Below are 12172 nucleotides of genomic sequence, written 5' to 3'. Positions count from 1 at the left end.
CCATGCTCCGACTGCTTCGCCCCCTGCTGGTCTCGCTGCTGCTGATCGCCCCCGCGGCCTTCGCCGAAGCGCTGTACCAGGTCGAACTGATCGTCTTCCGCCAGGCGGAAAAGGCCGTGCACGCCAGCCAGCCGGCGCCGGAAGACTGGGCCGGCCAAGCCGGCGCGATCCCTGCGCAAAGCGAGCGCACCCCGGTGCTGACCGACACCGTGGCCAAGCTGGAAGGCGGCCAGGGTTATCAGGTGCTGCTGCACAAGTCCTGGCTGCAGGGTGCCGGCAGCAGCCCGGCGCCGCTGCGCTTCGTCACCGGCAAGGAAAGCGACGGCCATTTCCCGGTCGAAGGCGTACTCGACCTGACCCAGGGCCGCCAGCTCGAACTGAGCCTGCAGGCCTGGGTCAACCAGTTCAACGGCGACGGCTTCCTGGCCTCCAGCGAACGCCTGCAGATCAAGCGCCGCCTGATCCCCGGCCAGCTGACCTACCTCGACCACCCGAGTCTGGGCGCCCTGATCCGCGTCAATCCGCTCTAAGCGCAGGCGCAACAACAAAAAGGGGCGGCAGATGCAGATCTGCCGCCCCTTTTGCGTTGCCCAGGCGGTGATCAGGCCTGCGCGAGGACCCGCTGCAGCACGGCCTTGACCTTGCCCATGCCGTCGGCCAGGGCCTGCTCGATCTCGGCCATGGTGATCACCCCGGTGGACTTGCCGGCCGCCGGATTCACCACCAGCGCCAGGCAGGCGTAGGGCAGCGCCAGCTCGCGGGCCAGCACGGTTTCCGGCATGCCGGTCATGCCGACGATATCGGCGCCGTCACGCTCCATGCGGGCGATTTCCGCCACGGTTTCCAGACGCGGCCCCTGGCTGCAGGCATACACGCCATGCCCGCTGTACGGATAGCCTTCAGCCTGCAGCGCACCGATCAGCTTGGCGCGCAGGTTTTCGGCGTAGGGATGGGTGAAGTCGACGTGGGTGACATGGTCCAGCTCGCCCTCATAGAAGGTGTGCTCGCGCCCCCAGGTGTAGTCGATCAGCTGGTGCGGCACGCAGAAGTGCCCGGTGCCCATGGCGGCATGGATGCCGCCCACCGCATTGACCGCGATGATCGCCTCGGCACCGGCCTGCTTCAGCGCCCACAGGTTGGCGCGATAGTTGACCTGGTGCGGCGGGATGCGGTGCGGGTGACCGTGGCGGGCAAGGAACAACACCTCGCGACCGCCGAACTCGCCGCGCAGGATGTCCGCCGAAGGCGCGCCATAGGGGGTCTCCAGCGAAACGGCTTCGCGGATGCTGAGTCCTTCGAGCTGGGTCAGCCCGGTTCCGCCAATAATTGCTACCACTGCCATTGTGTTCTCCTTATTCAACCAGTTCGGCCGAGCGCAATGCGCCCAGCGCTTCGAGCCAGCGCGGCTGGGCCCGATAATCCTGTCCCGGCCAGCGGCGCGCGCGCATGCCCGCCAACTGCGGCGCGGGGCTGACGCCACGGCGCTGCAGGTAGTCCAGGGCCAGCTCGGCGGCGCCACGGTCGTTGCACACCAGCGCCATGTCGCAGCCGGCATCCAGCGCCGCGGCCACCCGCGCATCGGCGGTGCCGGCCACATGGGCGCCGGCCATGCTCAGATCATCGCTGAAAATCACCCCGCGGTAACCCAGTTCGCCGCGCAGGATGTCCTGCAGCCAGCGCCGCGAGAAGCCGGCCGGCTGCGCGTCGACCTGCGGGTAGATCACGTGCGCCGGCATGATGCCGTCGAGCAGCGGCGCCAGGCGCGCGAAGGGTTGCATGTCGCAGGCGCGGATCTCATCCAGCGAGCGCTCGTCGCGCGGGATCGCCACATGCGAATCCGCCTCGGGCCAGCCGTGGCCGGGGAAGTGCTTGCCGGTGGCGGCCATGCCGGCTTCGCGCATGCCGGCGATGAAGGCCGTCGCCAGCTCGCCGACCCGCGCCGGATCGGCACCGAACGAGCGCGAGCCGATCACCGTGCTGCGCCCGTGGTCCAGATCGAGCACCGGCGCGAAGCTGAAGTCGACTCCGACCGCCAGCACTTCGCTGGCCATCAGCCAGCCGCAATGTCCAGCCAGTTGCCGCGCATTGGCTGCCGTCGCCAGCGCCTGCATCGACGGCAGGCGCACGAAGCCCTGGCGCAGGCGCTGCACCCGGCCACCCTCCTGGTCGACCGCCAGCAGCAGATCGGGGCGCTCGGCGCGGATCGCCGCACACAGTTCGCGCACCTGCTGCGGGTGCTCGATGTTGCGGGCGAACAGGATCAGCCCGCCCACCTCGGGCTGGCGCAGCAGCTGGCGATCCTCGGCCGTCAGCCAGGTGCCGGCGATATCCAGCATCAGCGAACCAGACATTCGAACTCCTCAGTCAAGCGCCGCCAGCCGCCACTGCGGCTGCGGTGCTTCGTCAATGATCACGGAACAGTGCAGCGGCACCTGCTCGAACAGCGCGAGCAGGTCGGCATTGCGCAGGCGGATGCAGCCGTGCGAGCGCGCCTCGCCCATCGGCTCGCTGTCCGGGGTTCCGTGCAGGTAGATGTAGCGGCGGAAGGTATCGACCGCGCCGAGACGGTTGCGCCCCGGCTCGCAGCCGCTCAGCCAGAGAATCCGCGAGAGGATCCAGTCGCGCTGCGGATGCTGCGCGGCCAGCGCGGGCGACCAGATCTCGCCGGTCCAGCGCCGCCCCACCAGCACCGCCGCCTCGGGCAGGCCGCCACCGATCTTCGCCCGTACCTGATGGCGGCCCCGCGGCGTGCAGCCCGACCCCTGCTGCTCCCCCGGCCCGTTGAGGGCGGTGGAGACCGGCAGGCGCAGGCGCAGTTCGCCGGCGGCGAAGCCGTACAGGCACTGGTCGGCGATGGAAATATGCAGCAGATCGAGCATGGGCATGGCTTTTGGCAGGAATGCGCTAGCTTAGCCGATCCGCACGGCCGGACGCACCCGTCAGCAGCGCGCCCTACTCTGCAGCACCGACCCTGTCCTGCAAACGCCGGCGTGCGGACAGCATCTCCTCGCTCAACGCACTGTCGGCACGCATGCCCGCCGCCATGAACGGCACCATCAGACGCATCACCTGCTCGACGGAAGTCTGCACGCCGAAATCGGCTTCGGCCATGCCACGCAGCGCCCTGATCCCGGACATGCTGAAAGCCACGGCGCCGAGCATGAAGTGCATGCGCCAGAACAGCTCCAGCGGTGGAAGCCGCGGCACCGCCTGATCCAGCAGGGCCGTGTAGCGGCGGAACACCTTGCCGTACATGTCCTCCAGATAGCTGCGCAGATGCCCCTGGCCCTGACTGAAGGCCAGGCCCAGCAGGCGCATGAAGATCGACAGGTCGTTGCCGATCCGCGGCTTGAGGCTGAGCATCTGCTCCACCAGCAGTTCCAGCAGCTCCTCGAGCGTGGCCGCCGCCGCATCGACCGTGCGCTGCCGACGCTCCAGCTCGCGCTCGAGGCCCTGACAGAACGGACCGAGGAAACGGGCGAACACCGCCTGGATCAGCGCCTCCTTGGAGCCGAAGTGATAGTTCACCGCGGCCAGGTTCACCCCGGCCTTGCTGGTAATCAGCCGCAGCGACGTTTCGGCAAAGCCTTTCTCGGCAAACAGCTGCTCCGCAGCATCGAGAATCCGCTCGACGGTTTCCGACTGGACCATGATCCCCCCACCTGACGAACATGCATTTGAAACCAGAGTTTCAATTGCTTGACTCAGTGAGTATGTACGCCCCGTCGCCACCTAGCCAGCCAGCCGCTCGCGGGCCCGACAGGCAAAGTGGTTGCCAGAGCCACCACCCTGTATATACTTCCAGCAACTGGATAAAAAGACAGAGCCCGGTCCATGCAGAAACTGACACCACGCCAAGGCGAGATCCTGGCCTTCATCAAGAGCTGGCTGGACGTGCACGGCTACCCGCCCACCCGCGCCGAAATCGCCCAACAACTGGGCTTCCGCTCCCCCAACGCGGCCGAGGAGCATCTGCGCGCGCTGGCCCGCAAGGGCGCCATCGAGATGATTCCCGGTGCCTCCCGCGGCATCCGCATCCCCGACAGCGAGTCGGCGCTGCGCGAGGGCGAACTGCCGATCATCGGTCGGGTCGCCGCCGGCGCGCCCATCCTGGCCGAGCAGCACATCGAGGACAGCTGCCGGATCAGCCCGGAATTCTTCCATCCGCGCGCCGACTTCCTGCTGCGCGTGCACGGCATGAGCATGAAGGACGTAGGCATTCTGGATGGCGATCTGCTCGCCGTGCATGCCTGCCGCGAGGCCAGCAACGGGCAGATCGTGGTCGCGCGAATCGGCGAAGAAGTGACGGTCAAACGCTTCCAGCGCCGCGGCAAGCGTGTGCAGCTGCTGGCGGAAAATCCGGAGTTCGCGCCGATCGTGATCGACCTGGACAAGCCCGATCAGGAATTCGTCATCGAAGGCCTGAGCGTCGGCGTGATCCGCCGCTGAGCCCGGCCGGGGGGCACCCGCAGCGCAGGCTGCGGGTGTCAGAAGAGTCCACGAAGCGCCGCGCGCGTCAGTGCAGTACGCGCGACTCTTCGTTGTAATCCTGCTCGTAATCGCCATCGGCCATGCTGCCGGCCATCTGTACGCCCAGATTGAACATGGCCTTGGCCACCTCGATGTGCTGGCCCTGCAGGAAAGCCTTGGCATCCGCGGAAAACTCGAGAGTCACCAGCGCCTCCTCGTCGTCGCCGCGACGCAGGACGATACGGCCATCGGGCAATTCCACGATTTCCAGGAAGGATGTCGGCATGGGGAGGGTGCTCCGCGGAAAAAGGCCGGCATTGTAACAGCGCCGTGCGTCACACCCTAGCGCAGCGATAGCATCGTACCGCCATGCGTCGGACAGGCCGCCCTGCTCCGCGGCGACGATGGCCCGCAGCGATCAGCCCAGCAGCGCGTGGACAGGGCCACCCGCGCGAGCCTTCACCACTCGCTCATGCCTTCGCGAAAGCGTGCCGCCAGCTGCCTGATCTGCTGCTGCCAGTCGGCAAGCGCCTGCAGCCCCAGCTCGACCGGCTCCGGCTCGCCCACGCTGACCGCGGCAATCAACGCCAGGGACGGATCGACCTTGGCCTGCTTCGCCTCGCGCGGCGGCTCGAACAGCCCGCGATAGGCACTCAGCAGCTGCCCCAGCCAGCTCTGCCGGTCCTGCGCCAGCTCGACCAGTTCGGCCAGCTCCGGACTGGGCGCAGCCTCCAGCACCTCGGCCGTCAGCAGCTGCTCGACCTGCGGCGCAGCGGCCTGGGGCAGGCGGTAGTAACCGGCGATCTCGTGGCACAGACCCAGCGCGGCGCCGTACAGATGGAACAGCGCGCCTTCGCGGGCCGCCTGGATCTGCGTCTGCGCATTCAGCGCCTGCGCCGCCTCGGCGGCGCGCCAGGCCTCCAGCGCCAGACCGGCAAAGTAGAGTTTCTGGTTGGTACGGGTGTACAGCTCGTTGGCCATGGCGGACTCCTCGACAGAGCCCCGAGTATACGCCGCCGGGCGCCTCCTTCGCAGCGCACCGCCAAAGCACAACCGGCCGGGCGTCTGCACGCACCGGCCGGTTCCGTTCGCGCTTGTCGAGACCGCGTTAGCGCTTGTCTTCCACCGTCCACTTGCCGTCGGCGTAGAAGGCGCGCCAGCCGCTGGGCTTGCCGTCCACCTCGCTCTGCACGTACTGCTCCTTGGTCTTGCGACTGAAGCGGATCACCGCCGGACGGCCGTCCGGATCCTGCTGCGGCGCCTCCAGCAGGAAGTGGTACTTCGGATCGATCTCGTCGCGATGCGGCAGCAGTTCGAGCACCAGCGGCGCGCGGGTTTCGCGGTTCTTGGGGAACTGGCTGGCGGCGAGGAACAGGCCCGAGGCGCCATCGCGCAGCACGTAGACGTCGTCGACCTTGGCGCAGCGCAGCTCGGGCATCTTCACCGCGTCCATCTTCGGCGGTGCCGGCTCGCCGCTCTTCAGCAGCTTGCGGGTGTTCTTGCACTCGCTGTTGGTACAACCGAAGAACTTGCCGAAGCGGCCGGTCTTCAGTTGCATCTCGCTGCCGCACTTGTCGCATTCGAGGCTCGGGCCTTCGTAGCCCTTGATGCGGTACTGGCCTTCCTCGATCTCGTAACCCGAGCAGTCCGGGTTGTTGCCGCAGATGTGCAGCTTGTGCTTCTCGTCGAGCAGATAGGCATCCATCGCCGTGCCGCACTTGGCACAGCGATGCTTGCCGCGCAGCACGCGCGACTCGGACTCGCCCTCGTCGTCGGCGGCGATCTCGTCGCCGGGGATCAGGTTGACGGTGGCCTTGCAGCGCTCCTTGGGCGGCAGCGCGTAGCCCGAGCAGCCGAGGAACACGCCGGTGGAGGCGGTGCGGATCATCATCGGCCGGCCGCAGTCCTTGCACGGAATGTCGGTCAGGGTCGGCAGGTTGGCACGCATGCCGCCGTCGCTGACCTCGGCGGCTTCGAGCTTCTGCTTGAAGTCGGCGTAGAACTCGTCGAGCAGGTGCTTCCACTCGCGCTCGCCCTGGGCCACGTCATCCAGACGCTCCTCCATGCGCGCGGTGAAGCCGTAGTCCATCAGGTTGGCGAAGCTTTCCGACAGACGATCGGTGACGATATCGCCCATCTTCTCGGCGTAGAAGCGGCGGTTGTGCAGGGTCACGTAGCCGCGATCCTGGATGGTCGAGATGATCGCCGCATAGGTCGACGGGCGGCCGATGCCGCGCTTTTCCATCTCCTTGACCAGGCTGGCTTCCGAGTAGCGCGCCGGCGGCTTGGTGAAGTGCTGGGCCGGATCGAGCTTGAGCAGCTTGAGCTGGTCGCCCTGGGCCATGTCCGGCAGCACGTCGTCCTCGCCGGGCTTGCTCTGCGGCGGCAGCACGCGGGTGAAACCGTCGAACTTGAGGATGCGGCCCTTGGCCCGCAGATCGAACTCGCCGGCCTTGACCGTGACACTGGTCGACAGGTATTCGGCCGGCAGCATCTGGCAGGCCACGAACTGGCGCCAGATCAGCTCGTACAGGCGTTCGGCGTCGCGCTCCATGCCGCTCAGCTGGGTCGGCTTGAGGTTGACGTCGGACGGACGGATCGCCTCGTGCGCCTCCTGGGCGCCTTCCTTGCTGCTGTAGACGTTCGCCTGGGCCGGCAGGTACTGCTTGCCGAACTCGCCTTCGATGAAGCCGCGCGCCATGTCGATGGCGTCGGCGGAGAGGTTGGTCGAGTCGGTACGCATGTAGGTGATGTAGCCGGCCTCGTAGAGGCGCTGGGCCATCATCATGGTCTTCTTCACCCCGAAGCCCAGGCGGTTGCTCGCCGCCTGCTGCAGGGTGGAAGTAATGAACGGTGCGGACGGCTTGCTCGAGGTCGGCTTGTCCTCGCGCTTGGCCACCTGGTAGGCGGCAGCCTTCAGCGCGTCGACCGCGGCCATGGCCTGCGCTTCGGTGACCGGCTTGAAGGCTTCACCAGCCTGGCGGGTGACCTCGAAACGCACCTGGGCACCGCTGTCGGTGGCCAGATCGGCATGCACGTCCCAGTACTCTTCCGGGATAAAGGCACGGATCTCGCGTTCGCGATCCACCACCAGCTTCGCTGCCACCGACTGCACGCGACCGGCGGACAGGCCGCGGGCGATCTTGGCCCACAGCAGCGGCGAAACCATGTAGCCGACCACGCGATCGAGGAAGCGGCGCGCCTGCTGGGCGTTGACCCGATCGATGTCCAGCTCGCCGGGCTGGGAGAAGGCCTCCTGGATGGCCTTCTTGGTGATCTCGTTGAACACCACGCGTTTGTAGCGGCTGTCGTCGCCGCCAATGGCTTCGCGCAGGTGCCAGGCGATCGCCTCCCCCTCTCTATCCAAGTCGGTTGCCAGATAGATGGTGTCGGCATCCTTGGCCAGACGGCGCAGCTCCTCGATCACCTTTTCCTTGCCGGGCAGGATCTCGTACTTGGCCTTCCAGCCGTGCTCGGGGTCGATGCCCATGCGCGCGAACAGCTGACGCTTGGCCTTCTCCTTCGGCGACAGTGCCGGCGCTTCGGCCGCGGCGGCCTTGCCGCGCTTGACCGGCTCCTTGCTGGCCGAGCCACTGGTGGGCAGGTCGCGGATGTGGCCGATGCTCGACTTCACCACGTACTGGTTGCCCAGATACTTGTTGATCGTCTTGGCCTTGGCCGGGGATTCCACGATGACCAGAGATTTGCCCATGAATCGGAAAGTTCCTGAAAAGATGTCGAGATGAACGGTTGGCACCGTCGGCGCAGAATATGCAATTAAATGTAACTGCGCCCTGATAAGGCCACGCTATATATAGTGGCCGGCGTAACCAGGTCAAGCACGCGGCTGCGACGGATTGCCCTCAGCGTAGCGAAATTCCACGCTTTCGCTGCGCACCAGGGCAAAGCGCGGCAGGGTTTCGCCATCCACCTCCACGGTTTCGAGAAACATGGCCAGCGGTCGCACCCACAGGCCGTAGTCGCCATACAGGGCCTGATAGACCACCATCTGTTCTTCGGTCTCGGAATGCCGAGCCAGCCCGAACACGCGGTACTCGCGCCCCTTGTAGTGCCGGTAGAGTCCGGTTTGCAGCGTCATGTTCATCTCCCAGCCGTTACCCCGCCGAAACGAAAACCGGGGCGCTGAGTCCCCGGCTTGCGTCGTGCAAAAAGGTCAGACGCGCTCAAACACCGTGGAGATACCCTGACCGAGGCCGATGCACATGGTCGCCAGGCCGAGGGTGCCACCGCGCTGCTTCATCACGTTGAGCAGGGTGCCGGAAATTCGCGCCCCGGAGCAGCCGAACGGGTGGCCGAGGGCGATGGCACCGCCATGCAGGTTGACCTTGTCGTCCATCCGCTCCAGCAGCTTGAGGTCCTTGAGCACCGCCAGGGCCTGGGCGGCGAAGGCCTCGTTGAGTTCGACATGATCGATGTCGTCCAGACTCAACCCGGCACGCTTGAGTGCCTTGCGGGTCGCCGGCACCGGTCCGTAGCCCATGATCGACGGATCCACCCCGGCCACAGCCATGGCGCGCACCACCGCCAGCGGCTGGATGCCCAGATCCATGGCGCGCTGCCCGCTCATCACGATCATGCACGAGGCGCCATCGGTGATCTGCGAGGAGCTGCCGGCGGTCACCGTGCCGCCCTTGGGATTGAACACCGGCTTGAGTTCGGCCAGCCCGGCCAGGGTGGTTTCCGGGCGGATGGTCTCGTCGTGGGCGAAGACCTTGAGGAAGCCGTGCTCGTCATGCCCCTGCAGCGGGATCAGCTCGTCCCTGAAGCCGCCGCCCAGCGTGGCCTGCTGCGCCAGCTGGTGCGAGCGGTAGGCGAACGCGTCCTGCGCCTCGCGGCTGATGCCGTGCATCTTGCCGAGCATCTCGGCGGTCAACCCCATCATGCCGGCCGCCTTGGCCACATGCAGCGACAGCTGCGGGTTGGCATCGACGCCGTGGGTCATCGGCAGGTGGCCCATGTGCTCGACGCCGCCGACCACGAACACGTCGCCGTTGCCGCTCTGGATCGCCTGGGCGGCGCTGTGCAGTGCGCTCATCGACGAGCCACACAGGCGGCTGACGGTCTGCGCGCCGCTGGTATGCGGGATCGGCGTCATCAGCGCGGCCATCCGCGCGATGTTCCAGCCCTGCTCGAGGGTCTGGTTGACGCAACCCCAGATCACGTCCTCCACCTCGGCCGGGTCGACCTTGGGGTTGCGCGCCAGCAGGCGGGTAATCAGTTCGGCCGACAGGTTTTCGGCACGGGTGTGGCGGTGCATGCCGCCCTTGGAACGGCCCATGGGGGTGCGACCGAAGTCGACGATCACCACGTCTCGCGGATTCAGGCTCATAACTTTCTCTCGCTCCAGTCGTTGCGCGCTCAGGCGAAGAACTTGCGGCCGGCTTTCGCCATCTCGCGCAGCTGTTCGGTCGGCTGGTACAGCGGACCGAACCCGGCGTGCCGATCGGCCAGGGCGACGAACTCGGCCACGCCGAGGCTGTCGATGTAGCGCAGCGCACCGCCGCGGAACGGCGGGAAGCCGATGCCGTAGATCAGGCCCATGTCCGCCTCGGCCGCACTGGAAACGATGCCGTCCTCCAGGCAGCGCACGGCTTCCAGGCACAGCGGCAGCATCATCACGGCAACGATCTCCTCATCGGAGAACTCGCGCGGCTCGCCGAGCACCGGCGCCAGCACCCCGAGCACGTCCGGATCGGCCAGCTTCTTCGGCTTGCCGCTCTTGTCGGAGTGGTAGGCGTAGAAGCCCTTGCCGTTCTTCTGCCCCAGCCGCCCCGCCTCGTACAGCGCGTCGATGGCGCTGCGCCCATCATCCTTCATGCGCTCGGGGAAACCGGCCGCCATCACCTCACGGGCATGGTGCGCGGTGTCGATGCCGACCACGTCGAGCAGGTAGGCCGGCCCCATCGGCCAGCCGAACGCCTCCATCACCCTGTCGATGCGCTGGAAGTCGACCCCCGCGGCGACCAGGCGGGCAAAGCCGCCGAAGTACGGGAACAGCACGCGATTGACCAGGAAGCCCGGACAGTCGTTGACCACGATGGGCGTCTTGCCCATCGCGCGCGCATAGGCCACGGTGGTGGCGATGGCGGCTTCGCTGCTCTTCGCGCCGCGAATCACCTCGACCAGCGGCATCATGTGCACCGGATTGAAGAAGTGCATGCCGCAGAAGTTTTCCGGGCGTTGCAGCCCTGCCGCCAGCAGATCGATCGAGATGGTCGAGGTGTTGGTGGCCAGGATGGTGTCCGCGCCGACCTGCCCCTCCACCTCGGCCAACACGGCCTGCTTGACCCTGGGGTTCTCGACGACCGCCTCGACCACCATGTCGACCTGGGCGAAATCGCCGTAGGACAGGGTCGGACGGATCGCGTTGAGCGCCTCGGCCATCTGCGCCGGGGTCAGACGGCCCTTCTCGACCCGATTACCGAGCAGCTTGGCGGCCTCGTCGAGACCGAGCTGGATGGCTTCCTCACGGATGTCCTTGAGCAGGATCGGCGTGCCCTTGACCGCCGACTGGTAGGCGATGCCGCCGCCCATGATGCCGGCGCCGAGCACCGCGGCCAGCTTCACCGGGCGGGCGGCCTTGTCGTAGGCGCGGGCCTGACGCTTGAGCGCCTGGTCGTTGAGGAACAAGCCGACCAGGCTGCGCGCCACTTCGGTCTTGGCCAGCTTGACCAGCCCCAGCGCCTCGATCTCCAAGGCCTTGTCGCGGCCGTGGCTGGCCGCCTTCTGGATGGTCTTGACCGCCTCCAACGGCGCCGGATAGTGCGGCCCGGCCTGGCCGGCCACATAGCCCTTGGCACTCTCGAAGGCCATCATCTGCTCCAGCTGGTTGAGCTTGAGCTTCTCCAGCTTGGCCTGCCGGCGCGCGCGGTGATCGAGCTCGCCGGCCATCGCCCGGCGACAAAGGTCCAGCGCCGCCTCGCGCAGCCGGGCGGGCGCGACCACCGCGTCGACCACGCCGACCTTCAGCGCGGTCTGCGCATCGTTTTCCTTGCCGCTGGCGATCCACTCGATGGCGTTGTCGGCGCCGATCAGCCGCGGCAGGCGCACGGTGCCGCCCCAGCCGGGATTGATGCCCAGCTTCACCTCCGGCAGGCCGATCCTGGCACTGTCGGCCATGACGCGATAATCCGCCGCCAGGCACAGCTCCAGACCGCCGCCCAGGGCCAGGCCGTTGATCGCTACCACGCTGGGCAGCGGTAGGTCCTCGAAGGCATTGAAGATGCGATTGGTGGCGAGGTTGCCGGCCAGCAGCTCGTCCTCCGGCAGGCCGAACAGCGCGAGGAACTCGCCGATGTCGGCACCGACGATGAAGGCCTCCTTGCCGCTGGTGACGATCACTCCCCGGGCCGCAGCATCGGCCACGATCGCGGCGATCGCCTCGCGCAGCTCGCTCAGGGTCAGACGGTCGAACTTGTTGACGGACTCGCCCTCGCGATCGAACTTCAATTCGACGATGCCGTCCTCGAGCGCCGCAACGGTGATGGCTTTACCCTGGTAAATCATCGACTGATCTCCATCTATGGAAGCGTGAACCTGCACATCCGCCCCGGCTTGCGCAGCCGACACGCCATCTTGCAAGGATAGCCGCCGGCCGCCGGGACCGTTCTGGACAGGTGGCGCGTATGCACCCGGCACGACCAGCAGCGGTTCATACGGGTGTTTGATCCGATTGGCACAC

The 12172-nt window shown here is 67.0% G+C and carries 12 protein-coding genes; 2 read left to right on the top strand and 10 right to left on the bottom strand.

Annotated features, from left to right (window positions below; genetic code table 11):
• Positions 1 to 2: 2 nt before the first annotated feature.
• Positions 3 to 530, top strand: a complete 528-nt coding sequence (locus BM297_RS10855) for a CsiV family protein (protein ID WP_092431211.1) — start codon at positions 3 to 5, stop codon at positions 528 to 530.
• 71 nt (positions 531 to 601) lie between these two features.
• On the opposite strand, the gene BM297_RS10850 is transcribed toward BM297_RS10855, so the two are convergent.
• The 4 genes from BM297_RS10850 to BM297_RS10835 all read right to left on the bottom strand — a co-directional run bounded on the left by BM297_RS10850 (position 602) and on the right by BM297_RS10835 (position 3651).
• Positions 602 to 1342 carry an S-methyl-5'-thioinosine phosphorylase gene (locus BM297_RS10850; protein ID WP_092431209.1) on the bottom strand — a complete coding sequence of 247 codons (741 nt, stop codon included), beginning with the start codon at positions 1340 to 1342 and terminating at the stop codon, positions 602 to 604.
• Positions 1343 to 1352: 10 nt separating this feature from the next.
• A complete protein-coding gene (gene nagZ, locus BM297_RS10845) occupies positions 1353 to 2351 on the bottom strand; it encodes a beta-N-acetylhexosaminidase (protein WP_175526636.1) in 999 nt (332 codons plus the stop codon).
• 9 nt (positions 2352 to 2360) lie between these two features.
• On the bottom strand, positions 2361 to 2885 hold the full coding sequence (locus BM297_RS10840; RefSeq protein ID WP_092431206.1) for a L,D-transpeptidase: 525 nt from the start codon (positions 2883 to 2885) through the stop codon (positions 2361 to 2363).
• Positions 2886 to 2952: 67 nt separating this feature from the next.
• Entirely contained in the window at positions 2953 to 3651 is a 699-nt protein-coding gene (locus BM297_RS10835; RefSeq protein ID WP_092431204.1) for a TetR/AcrR family transcriptional regulator, read from the bottom strand.
• A gap of 183 nt (positions 3652 to 3834) precedes the next feature.
• Here BM297_RS10835 and lexA point away from each other — a divergent pair, with 183 nt between their 5' ends.
• On the top strand, positions 3835 to 4449 hold the full coding sequence (gene lexA / locus BM297_RS10830; protein ID WP_092431202.1) for a transcriptional repressor LexA: 615 nt from the start codon (positions 3835 to 3837) through the stop codon (positions 4447 to 4449).
• Between the two features lie 67 nt (positions 4450 to 4516).
• On the opposite strand, the gene BM297_RS10825 is transcribed toward lexA, so the two are convergent.
• From BM297_RS10825 to fadB, 6 genes are all read right to left on the bottom strand, one after another.
• Complete coding sequence (locus tag BM297_RS10825; protein ID WP_092431200.1) at positions 4517 to 4756, bottom strand: hypothetical protein; 240 nt, start codon at positions 4754 to 4756, stop codon at positions 4517 to 4519.
• A 173-nt stretch (positions 4757 to 4929) separates the two neighbouring features.
• A complete protein-coding gene (locus BM297_RS10820; protein WP_092431198.1) occupies positions 4930 to 5451 on the bottom strand; it encodes a DUF6586 family protein in 522 nt (173 codons plus the stop codon).
• A 127-nt stretch (positions 5452 to 5578) separates the two neighbouring features.
• Positions 5579 to 8182 (bottom strand): type I DNA topoisomerase, encoded by a 2604-nt coding sequence (topA, locus tag BM297_RS10815; RefSeq protein ID WP_092431196.1) that lies wholly within the window; start codon positions 8180 to 8182, stop codon positions 5579 to 5581.
• A 123-nt stretch (positions 8183 to 8305) separates the two neighbouring features.
• Entirely contained in the window at positions 8306 to 8569 is a 264-nt protein-coding gene (locus tag BM297_RS10810; protein WP_092431363.1) for a DUF1653 domain-containing protein, read from the bottom strand.
• Between the two features lie 75 nt (positions 8570 to 8644).
• Positions 8645 to 9820 (bottom strand): acetyl-CoA C-acyltransferase FadA, encoded by a 1176-nt coding sequence (gene fadA / locus BM297_RS10805; RefSeq protein WP_092431194.1) that lies wholly within the window; start codon positions 9818 to 9820, stop codon positions 8645 to 8647.
• 29 nt (positions 9821 to 9849) lie between these two features.
• Complete coding sequence (gene fadB, locus BM297_RS10800) at positions 9850 to 11997, bottom strand: fatty acid oxidation complex subunit alpha FadB (RefSeq protein WP_092431192.1); 2148 nt, start codon at positions 11995 to 11997, stop codon at positions 9850 to 9852.
• Between the last annotated feature and the right edge of the window lie 175 nt (positions 11998 to 12172).

Origin of the sequence: Geopseudomonas sagittaria (genome assembly GCF_900115715.1) — a bacterium.
GTDB classification, from domain to species: domain Bacteria; phylum Pseudomonadota; class Gammaproteobacteria; order Pseudomonadales; family Pseudomonadaceae; genus Geopseudomonas; species Geopseudomonas sagittaria.
Note: the sequence above shows the minus strand (reverse complement) of the source record. Positions and strands in the feature narration are given on the sequence as shown.

What these genes read in the sequence shown, in the direction of transcription:
- BM297_RS10855 (WP_092431211.1), top strand. Translation starts at nt 3, where the DNA reads ATGCTCCGACTGCTTCGCCCCCTGCTGGTCTCGCTGCTGCTGATCGCC.
- BM297_RS10850 (WP_092431209.1), bottom strand. Translation starts at nt 1,342, where the DNA reads ATGGCAGTGGTAGCAATTATTGGCGGAACCGGGCTGACCCAGCTCGAA.
- nagZ (WP_175526636.1), bottom strand. Translation starts at nt 2,351, where the DNA reads ATGTCTGGTTCGCTGATGCTGGATATCGCCGGCACCTGGCTGACGGCC.
- BM297_RS10840 (WP_092431206.1), bottom strand. Translation starts at nt 2,885, where the DNA reads ATGCCCATGCTCGATCTGCTGCATATTTCCATCGCCGACCAGTGCCTG.
- BM297_RS10835 (WP_092431204.1), bottom strand. Translation starts at nt 3,651, where the DNA reads ATGGTCCAGTCGGAAACCGTCGAGCGGATTCTCGATGCTGCGGAGCAG.
- lexA (WP_092431202.1), top strand. Translation starts at nt 3,835, where the DNA reads ATGCAGAAACTGACACCACGCCAAGGCGAGATCCTGGCCTTCATCAAG.
- BM297_RS10825 (WP_092431200.1), bottom strand. Translation starts at nt 4,756, where the DNA reads ATGCCGACATCCTTCCTGGAAATCGTGGAATTGCCCGATGGCCGTATC.
- BM297_RS10820 (WP_092431198.1), bottom strand. Translation starts at nt 5,451, where the DNA reads ATGGCCAACGAGCTGTACACCCGTACCAACCAGAAACTCTACTTTGCC.
- topA (WP_092431196.1), bottom strand. Translation starts at nt 8,182, where the DNA reads ATGGGCAAATCTCTGGTCATCGTGGAATCCCCGGCCAAGGCCAAGACG.
- BM297_RS10810 (WP_092431363.1), bottom strand. Translation starts at nt 8,569, where the DNA reads ATGACGCTGCAAACCGGACTCTACCGGCACTACAAGGGGCGCGAGTAC.
- fadA (WP_092431194.1), bottom strand. Translation starts at nt 9,820, where the DNA reads ATGAGCCTGAATCCGCGAGACGTGGTGATCGTCGACTTCGGTCGCACC.
- fadB (WP_092431192.1), bottom strand. Translation starts at nt 11,997, where the DNA reads ATGATTTACCAGGGTAAAGCCATCACCGTTGCGGCGCTCGAGGACGGC.